Source organism: Polaribacter sp. Hel1_33_96 (assembly GCF_002846595.1).
Taxonomy (GTDB): domain Bacteria; phylum Bacteroidota; class Bacteroidia; order Flavobacteriales; family Flavobacteriaceae; genus Polaribacter.
In genome coordinates this window covers 2,226,105-2,246,775 of sequence record NZ_PJMV01000001.1, presented here as the reverse complement: position 1 = coordinate 2,246,775, position 20,671 = coordinate 2,226,105, and the positions used below count along the sequence as shown (strand labels likewise).

The following is a 20,671-nucleotide window of genomic DNA, read 5'->3' as shown; positions in this document are numbered from 1 at the left end:
TAGAAACGTATCAAACCAAAAATATCTATAATAGTTCCGGTTTTAAACAATCTAAAAGGATTGCAGAAAACTGTGGGTAGTATTAAAAATCAAATATTTAAGGATTTTGAGGTTTGGATTATGGACGGAAATTCATCCATAGAGACCCAAAACTATTTAAATAAGTTAGAAGCGCCATTTTTTTATCATTCTCAAAAGGATAAAGGAATTTATGATGCCATGAATCATGGAGTTTCCTTATCTAAAGGTGAATGGTATTATTTTTTAGGAGCTGGAGATACTATAGAGCACAAAAATACTTTGAGTATTGTTTCCAAGAAGTTAAATGTTAACTTGGATATTTTATATGGGAATGTAAGATATGATAAAACTAATTTCACATCAAAATTTTCTAACCTTTTATGGATAAAGAATACTTTGCATCATCAGTCTGTGTTTTATAATAAAAAACTATTTGTCAAAGTCAATTATGATACTAACTATAGGGTTTTAGCTGATTATAAATTTAATTTAAATCTTTATTGTGAAAATATCAAAGCAGAAAAAATTGATGCTATTATATCTAATTGTGATAAAGAAGGTATTTCTAAAGATTACAATTGGTCTTTATACAAAGAAGAATTAAAATTAAAAAAGACACATATGAATTTAGGTTTTCATCCTTTTTTATCTTTATTAATTGCTTTGAAGTTTATTTACAGAAAATTATAAAAATAGACAGCTTTCCTAGAAGTGTAAATTTAATATGAGAAAAAAATGAGAAACTTTTTTTAAACTTAAAGAGGCTTTTTAAAAATTACTTAAAAAAAAAGAGTATCTGTAAGTATAATATAAAAGCGAACTTATTATTAAAAATCATGCAGCTATTTGGGTTTCCTTTTCACTTGCAGTCTAATCTGACTTTTTTAGATAAATTTGTAGTTGTAAATAGTTGACATTTATCTCAATGTGCCTTGCCGCTTATTTCATAATTTAGTTTCAATTATTTTTTCTTTACCTTAGAGCAATTCAATGTAACCGATTGGATACAAAAATGATAGAATAAAGCTGAAAAGAAAAGAGTAATAAATTCATGAAAACAAGTATTTTCTACCCCATTGTAATGATACTAATGGTAACTTTTCTTGAAAGAATTGTTTTACTTACTGAGAACCATTTAGGTCGGCTTTTTACTACTATAGTTATAATTTCTAGCAGCTGTTATTGTTTTCGATTTTTAAATATGAATATATTGAAGACATATGCGAAACAATTTTTTATTGCAGCCATTTTTTTACATTTAATATCCTGCCAGCAGCAAGGTGAATATAAAGTTGGCTCGGCTCAAAATAGAATGAATCCATTTGTTGAGAACTCTGTGGATAGAGATTTGGAGGAAATTAAAAAAGACGGTGTTTTAAGAGCTTTGGTTGTGTATAGCAGTACTAGTTATTTTTTATATCGGGGGCAAGCTATGGGTTTTGAATATGAATTGTTGACACAGTTAGCAAAGCATCTTGATTTAAAATTAGAGCTTGTAGTATCTAATAATCTCGACACTCAATTTGAAGTTTTAAATAGAGGAGATGTTGATCTCATAGCGCATGGTATGACCATCACAAATCAACGAAAGTGGGAAGTTGATTTTACAGAGTATTTATACCTTACTAGGCAGGTGCTTGTTCAGAAAAAACCAGATAATTACTTAAATATTTCTTGGAGCAATTTACAGAAGCAACTTATTCAGGATCCGATTGAATTAATAGATAAAACAATTTCGATAAGAAAAAACTCCTCCTATATTGAGCGCTTATTAAGTTTGTCAAATGAAATGGGAGGGAATATTATGATTGATACTTTAGATAGTAAATTATCAACAGACGAAATTATTGATATGGTGGCAGACGGAAAAATTGAATACACCATAGCTGATGAAAATTTGGCGAAAATAAACGCTTCTTTTAATCCTATTCTAAAAATTGATGTTCCTATTTCTTTTTCGCAAAGAATTGCCTGGGTTACGAGAAAAAAATCTCCCATGTTTCGTGAAGTTGTTAATAAATGGATAATCTCTCAGAGAAAGAAATCTAACTTTAATGTGATATATAATAAGTACTTTAAAAATAAACGAACCTTTAAGCAGCGAATAAAGAGCGACTATTATAGCTTAAAGAATAATCAAATTAGTAAATACGATAATTTGATAAAGAAACATGCGACTAAAATTGGATGGGATTGGAGATTATTGGCCTCACAAGTTTATCAAGAGTCTAGATTTGATCCTATCGCTAAATCATGGGCCGGCGCCAAAGGGCTGATGCAGGTGATGCCAGCCACTGCCGAATCTCTGAGTATAAATGATGTTTCTGATCCGAATGAAAGTATTCGAGGAGGAACAGATTATTTAGATTATTTATATAATCGATTTACAGATATAAATGATTCTATAAATAGAATTAAATTTTCATTAGCTTCTTACAATTGTGGATATAGTCATGTTAGAGATGCTCAGCGTTTAGCAGTAGAAAATGACTTAGATTCAACTATTTGGTCAGACAATGTAGAAAAGATGATTTTAGCTCTGAGTTTGCCAAAGAATTATAATAAATCTTTCATAAAATATGGATATGTGAGAGGTGAAGAACCAGCCAATTATATAGAGCAAATTTTTGACAGATATAATCATTACAAACAGTTCATTCCTTTGGAATAATTTATTTTTTGAAATAAATATCTTAACGAGTTATACCAATAGAATTTTGAGGTATTTTTATAATTAATTGGCAGAAACTATTTTTTGTTGAACTCCATTCAAAAATATTTTTTACTATATTTAGATAATTGCCCTATCTGGCCAGACTGAAACAGAAAGTTTAGTCTGTTATAATCAGCCGTATCAAAGGTTAGGAATTCATTTTGTTTGTCACAGAACCCGTCTTTTATTAAGTTTTCATAATGACTGATGTAAAATATTTCTATTACGAAATATTTTATGCTTCTTTTATGCTGATTGTAGACTTTTCATTCAAATTCTTTACAAATCCCATCCTTCCTCTGCATCAAAATGAGAAAAAATGGTGATAAAATATCACTAGTAATATAGCTCTAACTTCTCGGTTTAATATCGTTTTTTGATTGAGCTAATATTCCAATCGGAATGAGTAAGATTAGAAAGAAGATGTTTTTTATAAATTAAGGCAAACTCCGAAGAATAATTTTTTTTGTTTTCAGTAAAGCCTATAAAATTTATTATTAATTCTAGGGTAGTGTAATTTTTTATTCAAGTTTATGGCGGCTCAAAAATTAATATTTTTTCATAGTTATAACTCTTATCGAAGAAATAAATAGAAAAGGGATTGCTGTAATGAGTGAAATATTTTTGAAGGAAATATTTTAACTTAATAGATGTATGAAGGTTTGCTGCTATTTTGTTTTAAAAGAAACAGGTGATTTACAAAGTGCATAAAAGGCCTAACTAAACAACTTCACCTCTTTGAGGTTTTAAAGCATCTCTGTAAATTTTCATATGCTTTTCATCAACAACAATAAAAGCTGAAACCAACATGGGGTTTTTTTCTTGGATGTCAATTTCATGAAAACTTAAATTCTCTATGGTTGCAAATTCTTTTAAATGAGTAGTATGGTGTTTTGCAGTTTCTTTAGCATCTGGTCCTCTAAAATCCCATAATAATTTTATTTTGTTTGCCATTTTTTTTATTTCTTATGATTGATAAAAATGAATAAATTACCACTTTCAAAAGTAATTTTTATTTGGTTTTTTGTTGCCTTATTCCTTGTGCCAATTCTTGCTCCGAAGGATAAGTTTTCCTTATTTAATGCATACTGTAATCCCTCAGTAAGAATATTTGTTGCTCTTGGAAAAGGGACTAAAGAAATAACTTGGTCTTTACAATTAGTGATTTCTGTGTTCTTGTCAGCCAAAAAATAACGACTGTAGGTATCAAAAAAAGTAAGATTTAATTTTTCTTTCCATTGCAAAGCAGTGTTCAGATTTCCTAAAAAATGATCTTGTTCTTTTCCGCTCGCACCATAAATATCAATTGTTGTATGACCTCTGTCAAATAAAATTTGTAATGCTTTCTCAAAATCTGTAAAATCTTGATTTGGTGTACAAATTACTTCAATATTTTCTGGTATTTCTCGCAATGAGTCTAAGTCGCCACAAACAAAATCTGGTGTAATTTTATTATTTCCTAAAAAATGATACCCACCATCAGTAGCACAAATAATATCATAATTAGATAAATTTGGCATTTCTTTTGGGGGTTCACCGTTTAAAAGTAAAAAGACTTTTTTTTGTTTCATTTGCAACAAAAATACAAACAAAAAAGCATCATTTCTAAAAATTTGAAAGATGCTTTGATGAAGTTAATAAAGAAAAAGTTTTTTCTTACTTTTTTGTCCAAGATAAAAATAATGGTAAACAAATTTCCTAGTAAAAAAAAATACTATTTCAAAAGTAGGAGAGAGGAAATTAAATCTGATTTGGTTTTGATAGCTCGCCAAATACGCCCGTGCATCATAAAAATTTTAGAACTCCTTGTTAATTTTATGTTTCATCTGCTCAATGTTATATTTTTTTTCTGAATTTAAAATTCAGAAAAACAGAAACCATTTTATATTCTTTATATCATTCAAGATACAGGTAAAATAAATTTTAAGTCCATTTTTTAAATTAGAAATCTAAAGCGATTATTTACTGATTTTGGCATAGCAGAAACAATTGTAATTAAAGAAGCTGTTTTGCAATCTAGCAGTAAAATTGCCTTTAAAAAAGTATATCAGAATGCAAAAGTCTTTATCATTATTACATGGAAAATTATGTAGAAAACAAACTAAGGGATAGAAATAATCATAAAAAATCAACGACAAGCAGCAGCTGTAAAGAATCCGTTTTGCAAAAATTAGCAGAAGTGTAGGGTATCCTTTATCTTTGTTTTAAAATTTTTAGACTTTGAATACAGATCAATTTATAGCAAAATCGACGTTAAAATTTGTTGAGACAGCAAGTTTTACTTGGCAAACACCAAGTAATATCGCGCTCGTAAAATATTGGGGAAAGAGCAATCCACAGATTCCTAAAAATGCTTCTATTAGTTTTACTTTAAATAATTGTCATACAATTACTAGAGTCGATTTTATTAAAAAAGAAAAGTCTGATGAAGTCGTTTTTAACTTATTCTTTGAAGGAAAACAAAAAGACGAATTCAAGCCAAAAATTGCAGAATTTTTTAAGAGAGTGCAATCATATTGTCCTTATATCCTGGAATATGAAATGACGATTAATTCAGAAAATTCATTTCCACATTCTAGCGGAATTGCTTCTTCTGCAAGTGGTTTAAGTGCAATTGCTATGTGCTTAATGAGTTTAGAAAAGGAATTAAATCCAAATTTATCCGTGGATAAGATTCATAAAAAAGCCTCTTTTTTAGCTAGATTAGGTTCTGGAAGTGCAAGTAGAAGTATTGAAGGGCCGCTAGTTGTCTGGGGAAATCATCCAGAAATTGAAGGAAGTTCAGATTTATTTGGAATACAGTTTCCTTATAAGGTACATCCATTTTTCGAGAATTACCAAGATGTAATTTTATTGGTTGACAAGGGTGAAAAACAAGTCTCCAGCACAATTGGTCATAATTTAATGCACAAGCATCCATTCGCAGAAAATCGTTTTTTACAAGCTAACGAAAACTTGTCTAAAATGTCTAAAATCCTGCAAGAAGGCAACAGTAAGGATTTTATTAATCTAGTCGAAAGTGAGGCTTTAACGCTGCACGCAATGATGTTGACTAGCAATCCTTATTTTATTTTGATGAAACCAAATACGTTAGAAATCATCAACAAAGTTTGGGAATATCGTCAAGAAAACAACAGTAATATTTGTTTTACCTTAGATGCAGGCGCAAACGTTCATGTGTTGTTTCCTGAAAACGAAAAAGAGAATATATTGCAATTTATTGATAATCAGATGTCTAAATACTGTCAGAAAAATCATTATATTTGTGATACAGTCGGTTTCGGAGCAAAAAGACTGTAATATTTTCTGTAATTAAAACATCTCATTATGAAAAGTTCAACTTTACTTATTGCCATAATGGTGGGGTTTTTAACTTCATCCATGTGTGCCCAAGAAACTGTTTGGTTTGATTCAAATTGGAAAGTCTCAATAAAAGAAAAAGCGGCTTATTACAGACCGAGCCCGAAAAAAAAGGACAAAGGTTATTGGATTGTGGACTATTATGTTTCTGGAAAAAAACAAATGGAAGGATTTAGCACGGTATCAATTCCTAACAAGGAAATGTTTCAAGGTAAGGTAAAGTTCTTTCATGAAAATGGTAAAGTCTATCAGAACGTTCATTATTTTGAAGGAGAACCAGAAGGGAGTTTCTCGGAGTTTTATGATACAGGAGAAACGCAAAGAGTTGGTCATTACTCCAAAGGTTTGCGTGATGGAATTTGGAAGACCTATTATAAATATGGTAAAATTCAATCTCGCGGAAAATATAAGAATGGAGAAAAAGTGGGTATTTGGAAGACCTTTTATAAAAACGGAGACTCATCAGTTGATTAGTGCAGTAAATATTGTATTTTTGTAAAGCTATTGATAAAAAAAAATATGAAAGGACCACTTTTTTATGCCAAAATTTTGCTTTTTGGGGAATATGGAATTATTAGAGATTCTAAAGGATTAGCAATACCTTATAACGCATACAGGGGGGCATTGAAAACTTCCAAAAATTTGGAAGGTGCAACCAAAAAATCAAACGAAAATTTATACAAATTCTATATATATTTAACGAGTTTAAATTCTGATTTAATTTCTTTCAATTTACAAGAATTTAAAACAGATTTAGAAAATGGAATGTATTTTGACTCTTCCATACCCCAAGGCTATGGAGTGGGAAGTTCTGGAGCTCTAGTAGCTTCTGTGTATGATAAATATGCGCATGATAAAATTACCGTTTTAGAAAATTTAACCAGAGAAAAGTTGTTAAAGCTAAAAGGTGTTTTCTCTTTGATGGAGTCTTTCTTTCATGGAAATAGTTCTGGTTTAGATCCGCTAAATTCTTATTTAAGTTTACCAATATTAATCAATTCAAAAGAGCATTTAGAGCCTGCGGGTATTCCGTCTCAAAAAGAAGGAAAAGGTGCAGTTTTCCTATTAGATTCAGAGCAAATTGGTGAAACAGAACCGATGGTGAATATCTTTATGAACAAGATGAAAAATGAAGGTTTTAGAAAAATGTTAAACGAAGAGTTTGTCACCTATACAGACGCTTGTATTGAGGATTTTTTACATGGCAATGTTGCGTCGCTTTTTGGCAACGTAAAAAGCTTATCGAAGGTAGTTCTTAAAAACTTTAAACCTATGATTCCTGATGCTTTTCATAAAGTGTGGGAAAAAGGAATTAAAACAAACGATTATTATCTGAAACTTTGTGGTTCAGGAGGTGGGGGCTATATTTTAGGCTTTACCGAAGATTACCAAAAAGCACAAGAAAGCTTAAAGGGCTATAAGCTAGAACTAGTTTATAGATTTTAAAACGTACCTCATGAGTTCTTCTAAAACGAAGACTTTTCTAAAAAAGATATTTAGCTTATTATCGGTAATAAGAGGCTATAATATCCTTGTTTTAATAATAGCACAATACTTAGCATCCATCTTTATTTTTTCGCCTAAAAAATCTATCAGGGCTATTATTTTTGATTTTGATCTATTATATATTGTTTTAGCTTCTGTTTGTGTGGTTGCTGCAGGGTATATTATTAATAATTTTTACGATGTTAAGGTTGATAGAATTAATAGACCTTTAAAAACAGGCATAGATAATTACGTAAAGCAGGAAACAAAATTGATGCTTTATTTTATCTTAAATTTTTTAGGATTTACTTGGGGTTTATTTGTTTCATGGAAATCAGCACTTTTTTTTTCAGTCTATATTTTTGGTATTTGGTTATATTCTCACAAATTAAAAAAACATCCTTTTACAGGTTTGATTTCTGCAACCATACTAACAATTTTACCTTTTTTTGCTGTTTTTGTGTATTATAAAAATTTTTCAAAAATCATTTTTCTTCATGCAGTTTTCTTGTTTTTAGTAATTATGGTTAGAGAATTAATTAAAGATTTAGAAAATATAAAGGGAGCACTAGCGAATAATTATAAAACATTTTCTGTAGTTTATGGAGAGTTAAGAACAAAGCAATTGTCACTCTTATTATTATTACTTGCTTTTATTCCGGTAATAATTTTGTTTACTTATCCGGCCTTAAGTGATATGCGGTACTATTTTTATCTAGCATTATTAACTTTATCTTTTGTTGGTGTTTACCTTTGGAAATCAACCCAGCAAAAGCAGTATACTTTTTTACATAATGTTTTGAAACTTCTTTTATTAACTGGTGTTTTTTGTTTAGTTTTTATAGATACTTCTCTACTATTAGAAAAAGTAATCGATAGATTGAATTAGAGTTTCAATTTAAGTACCTTTGCCAAAATTTTTAAAATGGAATCAAATAAAAACTCGTCGGGAAGACGACAAGAAGGTAAAAGAAGTACACCTCAAAAAGATACTAAAAAAAACTCATTTCATAGAGATGCTAAAAAGACGACTCCGCTAAGCAGAAAGAGTTTTAAAAAGGACTTTAAAAAAATAAGTCCAACTCCGAAAACAGACGAATCAGCAGGAATTAGATTAAATAAATACATTGCCAATTCAGGTGTTTGCTCTAGAAGAGAAGCAGATACATACATAGAACACGGAAGTGTTGAGGTAAATGGAAAGTTGATAACCGAAATGGGGTACAAAGTGCAATCTGATGATGTTGTTCGTTTTGATGGTACATCTATTACTCCAGAGCAGAAAAGATATATTCTTTTAAATAAGCCTAAGAATTACATTACTACGATGGATGATGATCGTGGACGTAAAACGGTTATGGAATTGATTGCAAATGCATCAAAAGAAAGAATTTACCCTGTTGGAAGGTTAGATAGAAATACAACGGGTTTGTTATTATTTACAAATGATGGAGATTTAGCCAAGAAATTAACACATCCGAAACATAATGTGCGAAAATTATACCATGCTTCTTTAGATAAAAAACTCGATTTAAAAGATTTAGAAAAATTGAGAGGAGAGGTTATTATAGAGGGTAGAAAAGTATTTATTGATGCAGTCTCATACGTTGATGGGCAACCAAAGTCTGAAGTTGGTATTGAAATTCATTCCGGTAGAAATAGAATTGTTCGTAAAATATTTGAACATTTAGGATATAAAGTGAACAAACTAGATAGAGTTATTTTTGCGGAATTAACCAAGAGAAACTTACCAAGAGGTAGATGGAGAGAGCTAACTAATTTAGAGCTTACAAATCTTCAAATGATGAAATAAATATATAAATCCAGCCAAAAAGCTGGATTTTTTTATGCGTAAATTTTATATATATTAGAGAAGTAAAAAAAACAGAAATTTTGGATAAAGAATTTGGAATCATTAGAGAATACATAACACATCAAGAGAAAGAAAATTTAAAGATTTCGAAAGCAAATGTTGGTTGGCATTTAGATCATTCTTTAAAAGTAGTTAATAATGTTTTGGAATCCTTAAAAAATTCAAATTCTGATGATTACAAGAAAAATTTTAATGGAATGCGTTTATTTGCATTTACAATAGGTTTTTTCCCCAGAGGAAAAGCAAAAGCTCCAAAAAGAGTTTTACCTCCGGAAGTAATATTAAAAGAGGATATTGAAAATCAATTAGAAAAAGCAGTAAGAAATTTTGAGACAATTGATAGTTTAAAGGAGAATCAATTCTTTACACACCCCGTATTCCAGCAATTAAATAAAAAACAGACGATTAAATTTTTAAGATTACATACCAATCATCATTTAAAAATTGTGAGAGATATTGTAAGGTAGTTTTCATAAATATTAGATACAATATTCTGTGCTAGACATAATTTCTTTTAAAACAAAATAGCTTTCCAGCACACCAATATTTTCAATTTTAGATAATTTACTTCTTACAAATTCATGATAATTATCTAAACTTGTCATATTTATTTTTAGGAAAAAATCTACTTTTCCTGCCATATGATAACATTCTTGTACTTCCTTTAGTTCTTTAATTTGTTTCTCAAATTTATCAATAAATCCTTCATGATGATATCGTAAAGAAACCATGCAAATTGCTGTTATGGGTATGTTTAATTTTTTTTTATCTACAAGCGCCACATATTTCTTAATCAACTTTTGTTTTTCTAATCTTTTAATTCTTTCGTAAACTGGAGAGGAGGTTAAATTTAAAATTTCGGCAATTTCTTTGGTTGTTTTTTTAGAGTCTTTTTGTAAGATTCTCAAAATTTTAAGGTCCGTTTCGTCTATTTTTTCCATATGCAGGTTAATTCTCTTTTTTAAGAATAAATCAAATGTCTATTAAGTTGAATATTCTTTAAATACCCTATTTAAAAGTTAAAAGTACTTTTTTTGATTTAAAAGTAGGGTATAAAACTTTTTATATTGATAAATACTATAATTTTATTTTTTAATACTTGATCAAAAAATGAATAAAGATGTTATTTTAATAGTTGGTTCAAATGGGCAATTAGGAACCGTCTTAACTGAAAAGTTACGCCTTATTTATGGCACAGTCAACGTTATTGCCTCAGATTTATATAAAAAGATTGGGTTTGAAGATAATTTTATAACATTGGATGCTACAGATTTTAAAGCAGTAGAAGAAGTTGTTTTAAAAAACAAGATTACTCAGATTTATCATCTTGCTGCCATTTTATCGGCAAAAGGAGAGCAAAATCCTTTAGGAACTTGGGATTTGAATATGAAAACTTTATTCAATGTTTTAGAGGTTTCTCGACTACATAAAGTGAAAAAAGTATTTTTTCCGAGTTCAATAGCTGTATTTGGTGAAAATATTGATAAAGAAAATACGTTGCAGTCATCAAATCTCACGCCTACCACAGTTTATGGCATGAGTAAAGTAGCTGGTGAAAATTGGGCAAATTATTACTTTAAAAAATATGGTTTAGATGTTCGTTCCTTGAGATATCCTGGGGTTATTGGATACCAATCCTTACCAGGCGGAGGTACAACAGATTATGCCGTAGATATTTTTCATAAGGCTGTCAAAAACGAGGCGTTTGAGTGTTTTTTAGAAGCGTCTACAATGTTGCCTATGATGTATATGGATGATGTAATTAGGGCTACCTTAGAATTAATGGATGCGGATAAAGAAAAGATAACGATAAGGACCTCCTATAATATCGCTGGTATGAGTTTTAATCCTGAACAAATAGCGCTGTCAATCAAAGAATATTATCCTGATTTTAAAATAGCTTATAAGCCAGATTTTAGACAATTGATTGCCAATTCATGGCCAAAATGTATTGATGATACGGCCGCTAGAAACGATTGGAATTGGAAACCGGAATATAATTTAAACCTTATGACTAAAACGATGATTGAAAATTTGAAATAAATTTTTGAAGTACTTTTTAAAAACAAAAAATCCGAACGTAAGTTCGGATTTTTTTGTGGTACCTCCAGGAAATAGACTACTAAATAGTATACTGACAATCAAATAGTTATGAAAATATTGGTACACATTGTGTACCATTTGTGTCTTTTTTGGTACCCAATGTGTACCACTGGGGTATCTGTGTACCACAAAAATACAGTTGGTTTTTGGAACTTTGATTTATCTCTTAAACTAATTCCTCAATAATAGAATCTACATGTATAAGACAGGTGTCTAAAATTTTAATAGTGTCAAAATCAGTTTGGTCAAACATTAAAGAAAGTTCAGTACCTCCCAAAATCAATCCCTCAATTCCTTCTTCTTCAATCAATCGACTAATGATTTCTATCAATTTCATTTTAGAGTCTCTATTATTGATATTAAAAACTAGTTCGTTCATGTAAACACTATGAATTAAATCTTGTTCAATTTCGTTTGGAATGATTATTTCAATACCCTTACTCATTCCTTTTGATGAATAAAATCCTTTAGACATAGTGAATTTTGTACCTAATAAACCACATTTCTTGAGACCTAATGATGAAATATGATTCAATGTTTCATCTACTATTGATATCATTTCAATCTCTACCTGACTTTGTAACTCGTCAAAATATACATGTGGAGTATTTGAACAAATGAATACTTTTGAAACTCCAGATTTTATTAGAATATCAATTCTATTTCTCATAAAATCAATGAAACCTTTTTTATCATTTTCAGATATGTACTTCAACATCCTATCCATGTCTATACTTACAAGACATAACTCTGGGTATTCTACACTATCTGTGATTTCACGAAATTTTTTAATAACAAGTTGATAATACTTGATTGTTGATTCAGGTCCGATTCCACCAATTAGTCCAACTTTAATCATAAAGATTGTTTTTGTAAAGGTATATTTTCTTTTACTGTTTGAGTGTTTTTTTTGGTACCCATTGAGTACCCAATATACAAAAAAGAACCATAATAATGTACACCATAGTGTACATATAGGGGTTTTTTAAAACACAAAACCCTCTAAATCAGTGATTTAAAGGGTTGAATTGTGGTACCTCCAGGAATCGAACCAGGGACACAAGGATTTTCAGTCCTTTGCTCTACCAACTGAGCTAAGGTACCATCGCCTTAGCGGATGCAAATATAAAATGTTTTTTGACATGTACTAAAGAAATTATAAAAAAATCTATTGTATTTTTGAATTTATTATAAAATTAAAGATGAATCTAATTGTTGATGCCGGTAATACAAGAGTAAAACTTGCTGTTTTTGAGAAAGATACGCTCGTTGAAGTAATTTTTATTGATGAAAATGAACTTTTATCGGAAATAAAAAAAATATTAAAAAAGTACAAAATTACTGCTGGAATTTTGTCTAATGTGGGTTTTATTGCTGAATATAAGATGCAAAAACTTCAAAACTTAGTCAATTTATTGGTTCTATCTTCATTCACAAATGTTCCTTTCAATAATTTATATGAAACTGTGGAAACTTTAGGCGTAGATCGAATTGCATTAGTTGCCGCTGCCGTAAAGAAATATGCAAAGAGGAATATATTAATCATTGACGCTGGAACATGTATCACTTTTGATTTTGTGAATGATCAATCTGAATATTTAGGAGGAGCAATTTCACCAGGAATTGAAATGAGATATAAAGCATTGCATGATTTCACTAGTAAATTACCGCTTTTAGAAAAAAAGATAGCACAAAATTTTATAGGAATGAATACAAATGAAAGTATTAATTCTGGCGTAGTTAATGGCGTTATTAATGAATTGGAAGGTGTTATTTCTCAATATAAAAACAAATATTCAGATTTAACAGTTGTTTTAACAGGTGGAGATACAAATTTCTTGGCAAAACAATTAAAAAGTAGCATATTTGCGAATCCAAATTTTCTCTTAGAAGGATTAAATGAAATATTGATTTTTAACAAAAACAAATGATTAAAAAGATTCTAGTAGCAGCTTTAATACTGTTAACTTCTTTAACTTTTTTAGCACAAAGAACAAATTCGTCTCCTTATTCTTATTTTGGTATTGGAGAAGAGTTTACGAGTACAACGGTAGAACAAAGTTCTATGGGTGGTATTGGTGTTGCATTTAACCATTACAAATATTTAAATTTTACAAATCCTGCAGCATATTCAGATTTAAGGTATACAACATATGCATTTGGATTATTAAATACTGATTTAACTATTGAAAGCAGTACAACAAAACAAAATGTTAATTCAACCAGTTTGTCTTATATCGCTTTGGCTTTCCCAATAGGCGGTAAAGCGGGTTTTTCTATAGGTTTACAGCCAGTTTCTTCTGTAGGATATTCGTTAACAAATTCTCTTACCGACAGTAATGGAGATATTTCTGAAACATCTTTATTTTCGGGTAACGGAGGGGTTAATAAAATTTATGGTAGTTTCGGAATTAAGGTATTTAAAGGATTATCACTAGGTTTAGAGGCTGATTACATTTTTGGAAATGTTAACAATAGCATTACGAATCAAAGAGATAATGTCTCTTTAGCAACTAAATATGATGAGGCTACAGTAATGAAAGGTGTTTCCCTAAAATTGGGGGCTCAATACCAAAAAACATTAAAAAATAAATTAGTTTTAAATGCGGGTGCTACTTTTAAATTAGGTAATGATTTAAAGGTTTCGGGTAATGATTATTTGTATTCATTAACTGTTGCCGCTTCTGGTTTTGAAAATGCAAGAGATACGGTTTCAAGTGCAGTTATTGATGGTAAATTTAACTTACCTTCAAAGACTACTTTAGGTGTAGGTGTTGGGAAGCGTGATAAATGGTATGCAGGCTTAGAGTATGAAAATCAAGATGTTATAACTACTGAAGGTTTGCAGGTTAATATAAATGGAGCATATAAATACGGTAAGTCAAATAGGTTTTCTTTAGGAGGATTTTATTTGCCAAAAATAAATTCTATTTCAAGTTATTGGGACAGAGTTACGTATAGGGCTGGAGTTCGTTTTGAAAAAACTGGCTTGTTGGTTGATGGTTCAGGGAGTAATACTAATTTTACGCCAATTGATGACTTTGGCATATCTTTTGGTTTAGGTTTACCATTAAAACGTCTGTCCACTGTAAATATGGGATTTGAGTATGGTAAAAGAGGAACCACCAGCAATAATTTAATACAAGAAAATTATTTTAATTTTAGATTAAGTTTATCTTTGACGGACACTAATTGGTTTCAGAAGAGAAAGATTGATTAACAAATAATAAGTAAAATGAAGAAAATTACGTTTTTATTAGCAGTTACAATGTTTTTAGCAACTGCAAAGACAAATGCACAGGATGATGCAAAAAGAGAATGTACAATTAAATATAATCTTTTTAAAGGAGATTTTAAATCTAAAAAGTATGATGATGCTTATGCTAATTGGGTTTATTTAATGGATAATTGTAAGGATTTATCTGTTAATATATATAAGTACGGTGCAGATTTAGCAGAAGATGTTAAAAAAGATCCTGCTTTAGCTAAAAAGGTTTATGAGCAGAGATTACAATATTTTCCTAAAAAAAATCCAGCAAAGGTGCATAGTGATTATGCAACTTACTTATTTAAAAATAATTTAGCTTCTGAAGAAGAAATTTTCAATATTTTAGAGATAGCATATAAAATCTCTCCAAGAGATATGAGTGTTAAAAATATCTACAAGTATTTTCAAGGAATAACAGATAAATACAAAGATGCTAATCCACAAAGAGTATTTGATACGTATGATGATGTAATTGAATCTGTTGGTGAAAAGTTAGATGATTATGCTAAAAAAATTAATGTTTTAACTCAAGATTCTACTAAGGTTTTAGATAAAAAAGAGAAAAGCAGATTAAGAGCTTATTCTATTAACTCTAAAGCATTAGGTAGAGTAGAAGGTGGTTTGGATGCAATCATATCAGAAATTGCTACTTGTGAGAGATTAGTACCTTTGTACAAAAGAGATTTTGAAGCAAATAAAACAAATACAACTTGGTTAAGAAGAGCAGTATCTAGAATGTTTAACAAGGGCTGTCAAGAAGATTCAATGTACGAAACATTAGCTAAGGCTTATGCAGAATCAGCTCCTTCTGCAGATTCTTATTCTTTTTATGCCGGCATCCTAGAAAAAAATGGAGATACTAGCGGAGCAGCAGCCATGAGAGAGAAAGCATTTAATTTAGAAACAGATCCTATAAAAAAGGCAAAGTATAAATTAAAGTTTGCTCAAGCAGCTAAAGTTAGAGGTCAATTATCTAAAGCAAGAAGTTTAGCTAGAGAAGCATTAAGATTTAATCCTAATTTTGGTAAAGCATATTTATTAATTGCAAGGCTATATCAATCTAGTGTTAATAATTGTGGTACTAACGAGTTTGAAAAAAGAATGGTGTATGCAGCAGCTTTAAGACAAGCACAAAGAGCATCATCAGTAGACCCTAGTATTTCTTCTGCAGCAAAAAAATACATTGCTTCTTATAGAGCAAATTTACCAAGTAAAAAAGTAGTCTTTACTGCGGGTGTTGCACCAGGAAGTAGTTATAGAATTAAATGTTGGATAGGTGAAACTGTAAAAGTTCCTAATTAATATTTTGTGAGGAATTACAAAAAAATAGTATTAAAAAGCATTGCTGTTCTTTATGGAATAGCAATGCTTTTTTCATGCGCTAACAATACACAAAAAGTAAGAGATTTTTTAGCAGATAAAAATTTACCTGTAGGTACTGCAAAAGATGCGTATCATGTTTATAAAGACTCTGGTAGAATTACATCAAAATTAATTACACCAATAATGTTAGATTTTAGTAATAGAAAAGAACATCCCTATAGTGAGTTTCCTAAGGGGGTTAAAATTATTAATTTTGAAAAAAATGGTTTGGATTCTGTTACTATTACCGGGAATTATGCTTTGTCCTATGCGAAAACATCTATATCAGAAATTAGAGGGAATGTGGTAGTTGTTAATCATACAGATCAATCTAGATTGGAAACAGAGCAATTATTTTGGGATGAAAAAACAAAGTATTTTGTTTCTGAAAAAGCATTTAAACTAACCAAAGAAAGTGATACGATTTTTGGAGTTGGTTTTGAATCTAAAGATGATTTATCGAAACACTTATCAAAAAAAACCACAGGAAAATTAGAAACATCAGAAGAATAATATTATGAATAAGATTTGGAAATTTTTTCAATACGGATATTTAATAATCGCCGTAATCTGCTTAGTAGAAGGTCTTTTGAAAATCAATTCTGATAGAAGTAGAGCAATACTTTTAATTGTGGCTTCAATTTTTATTACCTTAGTATTTTTCTTTAAAAGACATTTTAGAAAAAAAGTTGAGTCTAGAAACAGTCAAAACAAGTAGAATTTTAGTTCCTAATGGAAATTGAACTTATTATTGTTATTGTATCAATTTTATTATCCGCCTTTTTTTCAGGGATGGAAATTGCATTTGTTTCTGCTAATAAAATGCACATAGAATTAGAAAAAAAAAGAGAAGGTTTTATTCCTAAAATCCTTAAGGTCATAACGCAAAAATCATCAAAGTTTATTACCACAATGCTAGTAGGTAATAATATTTCTTTGGTAATTTATAGTTATTATATGGGCAAATTTCTAATAAGAATATTGCCTCTAAGTAGTTTTAATGAATTTTCTATTTTACTAATACAAACGATTATTTCTACAATATTAATTTTAGTTACTGCAGAATTTTTACCGAAAGCTATTTTTAGAATTTATGCGAATGAAGTGCTGAAAATATTCGCAATTCCTGCTTATATATTTTATTATTTATTTCATTTCTTTTCAGAATTTATTACGGCAATTTCAGACTTTTTTTTGCGAGTTTTTTTTAAAACAAATGCATATGAAGAGCAAACAGAGTTTAGCAAAGAAGAACTAGGTAATTATATTAATGAGCAGTTAGAAACAGGGAGTATAGACTATGATTTCGATTCTGAAATTCAAATTTTTCAAAATGCTTTAGAATTTCAAAATCTAAAAGCTAGAGAAGTTATGGTGCCTAGAACGGAAATTATATCCGTAGAAATTCATGAAACTGTCTCGAATTTAAAGAATGCTTTTATTAAAACTGGACTTTCAAAGATTTTGGTTTACAAATCATCTTTAGATGATGTTGTTGGGTATGTAAATGCTTTTGAGTTATTTAAAACCCCAAAAACCATAAAATCAATTTTACTTCCTTTGGAGCTCGTACCAGAGTCTATGATGATTAATGATGTACTGAATGCTTTAATGAAAAAACGCAAAAGTGTAGCTGTTGTTATTGATGAGTATGGAGGGACCTCTGGGATGATTACCGTTGAAGATATTGTAGAAGAACTGTTTGGTGAAATAGAGGATGAGCATGATTCACAAGAATTTTTAGAAGAAAAAATTAATGATTCAAAATTTAATTTTTCAGCAAGGTTAGAAATAGATTATTTAAATGAAGAATATCATTTAAATATTTTAAAATCGGAAGCTTATGAAACCTTAGGAGGTTTTATTATTGAACACACCGAAAATATTCCAGAAGAAAAAGAACTCATTGAAATCGATAATTTGGAATTTAAAATATTGAAAATGAGTGGTGCAAAAATTGATGAAGTTTCATTAAAAGTTATCAATCCAGAAGATTAAAACTCCCGTTCATCGTTCTGTACTAAAAAATAGCACGTAACCACCTACTAATAAGTGCTAAATGGGTTGCAATATTTAAACCAAAAACCGTATATTCGCCAACTGAAAATAAATAAATGACGTATGGCAGTTTTATCAAAAATTAGAGAACGTTCAATGTTCTTAATTATCATTATCGGATTAGCGCTTTTTGCTTTTGTGCTAGATCCATCTACACTTGGTGATTTTTTCAACTCTAATAAGGTTAATGAAATAGGTGAAATTAACGGAGAATCTATATCGAGACAAGAGTTTACGCAAGAATTGGAAAGTTACAAACAAAAAGCAGGAAACGGCGTTACAGAAATGCAAGCGTCAAAAACTGTTTGGGATAATATTGTTAGAAAAAAAATCTATAAAAATCAGTTAAGTGAAGCCGGTATCACAATTGGTGAAGCGGATGTTTGGAACGAAATAGTGAATGCCTCTTTTGTTCAAAGTAACCCTGAATATCAAAATGAAGCTGGTTTGTTTGATGAAAATAAATTCAAGCAATTTTTAGCTAGTGAAAAAGAAAATAAAACTCAATTATGGTCTCAATGGTCAGATTATATGAGTCAAATTAGAGATAATTCTGAAACAACTACTTATAATAATCTAGTAACTGCGGGTTTAGGAGCTTCTTTAAAAGAAGGAGAAACTGAATATATGATAGAGAATACTAAGTTAAATGCACAGTTTGTGTATGTGCCTTTCACAAGTATTGCCGACAGTTTAGTAAAAATAAAATTATCTGAAGTGGAAGCTTATATTAAAAATCATAAGAATGATTTTAAAGTAGAAGCATCTAGAGATATTTCTTTTGTTCAGTTTAATATTGTTGCAACTGATGCGGACCAAGAAGTTATCAAGAAAAATATTGGAGCTTTAATTGAAGATTTTAAAGAATCGGATGATGAATCCGTGTTTTTATCTGAAAATGATTCAGACACAAACTTAAATTCAAACATTCAATTTAAAAATTTATTAAATCAAGAAGTTGCGGATATAATTTATGCGGGTAACAAAGGTGATGTTGTGGGGCCATACAAGGACAAAGAGTTCTTTAAGATTTCAAAAATAACAGAAGTGAGTCAAATGCCAGATTCTGTGAGAGCTAGTCATATCTTAATTCCGTTTATTGGGTCTCAGAGAGTTGCTGCAGATGTTACAAGGTCAGAGGAAGAGGCTAAGAAATTAGCAGATAGTCTTTTAACGATTGTAAAAAGAAGTAAAAGGAAATTTGGAAGTTTAGCAAAAACTTTTTCATCTGATAAAGGTTCTGCCCTAAAAGAAGGAGATTTAGACTGGTTTAATTACTCAAGAATGACACCAGCTTTTAGAGATTTTTGCTTTGAAGGAAAAAAAGGAGATATAGATGTGGTTAAAAGTCCATTTGGTTTTCACATTATTAGAATTGACAACCAAAAAAATAAACAAAAGGTATTAAAGTTAGCTACTTTTAGTAGAAAAATTGTTCCTTCTGAAGCAACTGAAAATGTAGCGTTTAGAAATGCTGAAGAATTTGCTTTAGCGGTTTCTAAGGAGAACATGTATTTTGAAGTAGCATTAGGGAAAAATTACAAACCAAAACCAGCTGTCGGTTTAAAAGCTTTAGATGAAAATGTAGCCGGTCTAGGAAGTCAAAGACAAATTGTAAGATGGGCTTTTGGCAAAGAAACTAAAGTCAACGATTTTAAGCGTTTTGATTTAGAAGGAAGTCATGTGGTTGTATTTGTTACGAATGCTACAGAAAAGGGTTTAATGTCGGCTGCAAAAGCAACAAATAGAGTAAGACCAATTCTAGTGAATGAAAAGAAAGCTGCCTTAATTAATGAAAAATTACAAGGAGCTTCTTTGAGTGATATTGCTACTGCGAATAATACAACTGTTAAAAGCGCTAATGGAATAACTTTAAAAAATCCTACACTCTCTGGAGTTGGTCTTGAACCAAAAATTGTTGGAGCAATGTATAATGCAGAATTAAATAAAGTTTTTAGTCCTATTGCAGGTAATAGAGGTGTTTTTGCTTTTATGTTAACCAACAAAGAAATTCCTACGGCATTACCAAACTATGATAGTAGCAGAAAAAGAATTGCTGAATCTAGAAAAAGATTGACATTTAAAATGTTTGAAGCTATTAAGAAAACATCTAATGTAGAAGACTATCGAGCAAATATGTATAATGCGAACTAGAAACTAGTTTCATTATTTCTTAAAATACTCAAAATCCGTTCAAATTAATGTTGAACGGATTTTTTATGCAGTAATATGAGTTTAAACTAAACTGAATTAGTTCGTAATTAAAGAATTTGTTATTCACATATTCAGTGCCAAAAAAATAAGCTTGTTGGGCTTAAACTGAACGCTTTGATTCAAATTCTTTTACAGAATGAAAAAAACACGCAGTTCAAGCCGCAAATTGTCCCAATAAAAAAAACCTTCTGATTTCTCAAAAAGGTTTTTGTAA

Annotated in this window: 19 protein-coding genes and 1 tRNA gene; 15 read left to right on the top strand and 5 right to left on the bottom strand. The window is 29.9% G+C overall.

Annotation, left to right across the window (positions count from 1 at the left end; translation table 11 throughout):
- The first annotated feature begins 9 nt into the window (after window positions 1–9).
- Together ATE90_RS09795 and ATE90_RS09790 are read left to right on the top strand one after the other, a co-directional pair.
- Window positions 10–711 carry a glycosyltransferase gene (locus ATE90_RS09795; protein WP_081958185.1) on the top strand — a complete coding sequence of 234 codons (702 nt, stop codon included), beginning with the start codon at window positions 10–12 and terminating at the stop codon, window positions 709–711.
- Window positions 712–1,222: 511 nt separating this feature from the next.
- Window positions 1,223–2,692 carry a transglycosylase SLT domain-containing protein gene (locus ATE90_RS09790; protein WP_052107576.1) on the top strand — a complete coding sequence of 490 codons (1,470 nt, stop codon included), beginning with the start codon at window positions 1,223–1,225 and terminating at the stop codon, window positions 2,690–2,692.
- A 762-nt stretch (window positions 2,693–3,454) separates the two neighbouring features.
- Here the strand turns inward: ATE90_RS09790 and ATE90_RS09785 are convergent.
- Both ATE90_RS09785 and ATE90_RS09780 read right to left on the bottom strand, forming a co-directional pair.
- A complete protein-coding gene (locus tag ATE90_RS09785; protein WP_036787335.1) occupies window positions 3,455–3,688 on the bottom strand; it encodes a hypothetical protein in 234 nt (77 codons plus the stop codon).
- 5 nt (window positions 3,689–3,693) lie between these two features.
- Window positions 3,694–4,305 (bottom strand): thiamine diphosphokinase, encoded by a 612-nt coding sequence (locus tag ATE90_RS09780; protein ID WP_036787332.1) that lies wholly within the window; start codon window positions 4,303–4,305, stop codon window positions 3,694–3,696.
- A 649-nt stretch (window positions 4,306–4,954) separates the two neighbouring features.
- On the opposite strand from ATE90_RS09780, the gene ATE90_RS09770 reads away from it, so the two are divergent.
- From ATE90_RS09770 to ATE90_RS09745, 6 genes are all read left to right on the top strand, one after another.
- Complete coding sequence (locus tag ATE90_RS09770; RefSeq protein WP_101451344.1) at window positions 4,955–6,034, top strand: diphosphomevalonate/mevalonate 3,5-bisphosphate decarboxylase family protein; 1,080 nt, start codon at window positions 4,955–4,957, stop codon at window positions 6,032–6,034.
- A gap of 27 nt (window positions 6,035–6,061) precedes the next feature.
- Window positions 6,062–6,568, top strand: coding sequence for a toxin-antitoxin system YwqK family antitoxin (locus ATE90_RS09765; RefSeq protein ID WP_052107575.1), 507 nt, complete (start codon window positions 6,062–6,064; stop codon window positions 6,566–6,568).
- A gap of 45 nt (window positions 6,569–6,613) precedes the next feature.
- Window positions 6,614–7,540, top strand: a complete 927-nt coding sequence (locus tag ATE90_RS09760; RefSeq protein WP_036787324.1) for a mevalonate kinase family protein — start codon at window positions 6,614–6,616, stop codon at window positions 7,538–7,540.
- A gap of 10 nt (window positions 7,541–7,550) precedes the next feature.
- Window positions 7,551–8,468, top strand: a complete 918-nt coding sequence (locus ATE90_RS09755; RefSeq protein WP_036787321.1) for a geranylgeranylglycerol-phosphate geranylgeranyltransferase — start codon at window positions 7,551–7,553, stop codon at window positions 8,466–8,468.
- A 36-nt stretch (window positions 8,469–8,504) separates the two neighbouring features.
- Window positions 8,505–9,392, top strand: a complete 888-nt coding sequence (locus ATE90_RS09750; protein WP_036787319.1) for a pseudouridine synthase — start codon at window positions 8,505–8,507, stop codon at window positions 9,390–9,392.
- An 80-nt stretch (window positions 9,393–9,472) separates the two neighbouring features.
- Complete coding sequence (locus ATE90_RS09745; RefSeq protein ID WP_052107574.1) at window positions 9,473–9,919, top strand: DUF1569 domain-containing protein; 447 nt, start codon at window positions 9,473–9,475, stop codon at window positions 9,917–9,919.
- Between the two features lie 12 nt (window positions 9,920–9,931).
- On the opposite strand, the gene ATE90_RS09740 is transcribed toward ATE90_RS09745, so the two are convergent.
- Window positions 9,932–10,393: an Lrp/AsnC family transcriptional regulator gene (locus ATE90_RS09740; RefSeq protein ID WP_036787313.1), complete on the bottom strand. Its 462-nt coding sequence runs from the start codon at window positions 10,391–10,393 to the stop codon at window positions 9,932–9,934.
- 169 nt (window positions 10,394–10,562) lie between these two features.
- Between ATE90_RS09740 and ATE90_RS09735 the strand changes: the two genes are divergently transcribed.
- On the top strand, window positions 10,563–11,495 hold the full coding sequence (locus ATE90_RS09735) for an NAD-dependent epimerase/dehydratase family protein (protein ID WP_101451342.1): 933 nt from the start codon (window positions 10,563–10,565) through the stop codon (window positions 11,493–11,495).
- 226 nt (window positions 11,496–11,721) lie between these two features.
- On the opposite strand, the gene ATE90_RS09730 is transcribed toward ATE90_RS09735, so the two are convergent.
- Window positions 11,722–12,414, bottom strand: a complete 693-nt coding sequence (locus tag ATE90_RS09730; RefSeq protein ID WP_052107573.1) for an aspartate/glutamate racemase family protein — start codon at window positions 12,412–12,414, stop codon at window positions 11,722–11,724.
- 172 nt (window positions 12,415–12,586) lie between these two features.
- Window positions 12,587–12,659 (bottom strand) — tRNA-Phe (locus ATE90_RS09725).
- A 98-nt stretch (window positions 12,660–12,757) separates the two neighbouring features.
- Here ATE90_RS09725 and ATE90_RS09720 point away from each other — a divergent pair.
- From ATE90_RS09720 to ATE90_RS09690, 6 genes are all read left to right on the top strand, one after another.
- Window positions 12,758–13,486, top strand: a complete 729-nt coding sequence (locus ATE90_RS09720) for a type III pantothenate kinase (RefSeq protein ID WP_101451341.1) — start codon at window positions 12,758–12,760, stop codon at window positions 13,484–13,486.
- Entirely contained in the window at window positions 13,483–14,775 is a 1,293-nt protein-coding gene (locus ATE90_RS09715; RefSeq protein ID WP_036787303.1) for a membrane protein, read from the top strand. Before ATE90_RS09720 ends, ATE90_RS09715 begins: the two co-directional genes overlap by 4 nt.
- 15 nt (window positions 14,776–14,790) lie before the next feature.
- Window positions 14,791–16,125, top strand: a complete 1,335-nt coding sequence (locus ATE90_RS09710; RefSeq protein ID WP_091953028.1) for a tetratricopeptide repeat protein — start codon at window positions 14,791–14,793, stop codon at window positions 16,123–16,125.
- A gap of 6 nt (window positions 16,126–16,131) precedes the next feature.
- Window positions 16,132–16,698: an LPS export ABC transporter periplasmic protein LptC gene (gene lptC, locus ATE90_RS09705; protein ID WP_036787298.1), complete on the top strand. Its 567-nt coding sequence runs from the start codon at window positions 16,132–16,134 to the stop codon at window positions 16,696–16,698.
- A 219-nt stretch (window positions 16,699–16,917) separates the two neighbouring features.
- A complete protein-coding gene (locus ATE90_RS09695; protein WP_101451340.1) occupies window positions 16,918–18,183 on the top strand; it encodes a hemolysin family protein in 1,266 nt (421 codons plus the stop codon).
- 123 nt (window positions 18,184–18,306) lie between these two features.
- The gene (locus ATE90_RS09690; protein ID WP_036787293.1) at window positions 18,307–20,397 is read left to right on the top strand and encodes a peptidylprolyl isomerase; all 2,091 of its coding nucleotides are present in this window, start codon (window positions 18,307–18,309) and stop codon (window positions 20,395–20,397) included.
- Window positions 20,398–20,671 lie beyond the last annotated feature (274 nt).

Excerpts from the sequence above, each read along its gene's own strand:
- ATE90_RS09760 (WP_036787324.1), top strand. The coding sequence starts at position 6,614 with ATGAAAGGACCACTTTTTTATGCCAAAATTTTGCTTTTTGGGGAATAT.
- ATE90_RS09790 (WP_052107576.1), top strand. The coding sequence starts at position 1,223 with ATGAATATATTGAAGACATATGCGAAACAATTTTTTATTGCAGCCATT.
- ATE90_RS09755 (WP_036787321.1), top strand. The coding sequence starts at position 7,551 with ATGAGTTCTTCTAAAACGAAGACTTTTCTAAAAAAGATATTTAGCTTA.
- ATE90_RS09710 (WP_091953028.1), top strand. The coding sequence starts at position 14,791 with ATGAAGAAAATTACGTTTTTATTAGCAGTTACAATGTTTTTAGCAACT.
- ATE90_RS09740 (WP_036787313.1), bottom strand. The coding sequence starts at position 10,393 with ATGGAAAAAATAGACGAAACGGACCTTAAAATTTTGAGAATCTTACAA.
- ATE90_RS09785 (WP_036787335.1), bottom strand. The coding sequence starts at position 3,688 with ATGGCAAACAAAATAAAATTATTATGGGATTTTAGAGGACCAGATGCT.
- ATE90_RS09765 (WP_052107575.1), top strand. The coding sequence starts at position 6,062 with ATGAAAAGTTCAACTTTACTTATTGCCATAATGGTGGGGTTTTTAACT.
- ATE90_RS09750 (WP_036787319.1), top strand. The coding sequence starts at position 8,505 with ATGGAATCAAATAAAAACTCGTCGGGAAGACGACAAGAAGGTAAAAGA.
- ATE90_RS09780 (WP_036787332.1), bottom strand. The coding sequence starts at position 4,305 with ATGAAACAAAAAAAAGTCTTTTTACTTTTAAACGGTGAACCCCCAAAA.
- ATE90_RS09695 (WP_101451340.1), top strand. The coding sequence starts at position 16,918 with ATGGAAATTGAACTTATTATTGTTATTGTATCAATTTTATTATCCGCC.
- ATE90_RS09720 (WP_101451341.1), top strand. The coding sequence starts at position 12,758 with ATGAATCTAATTGTTGATGCCGGTAATACAAGAGTAAAACTTGCTGTT.
- ATE90_RS09735 (WP_101451342.1), top strand. The coding sequence starts at position 10,563 with ATGAATAAAGATGTTATTTTAATAGTTGGTTCAAATGGGCAATTAGGA.
- ATE90_RS09715 (WP_036787303.1), top strand. The coding sequence starts at position 13,483 with ATGATTAAAAAGATTCTAGTAGCAGCTTTAATACTGTTAACTTCTTTA.
- ATE90_RS09690 (WP_036787293.1), top strand. The coding sequence starts at position 18,307 with ATGGCAGTTTTATCAAAAATTAGAGAACGTTCAATGTTCTTAATTATC.
- ATE90_RS09730 (WP_052107573.1), bottom strand. The coding sequence starts at position 12,414 with ATGATTAAAGTTGGACTAATTGGTGGAATCGGACCTGAATCAACAATC.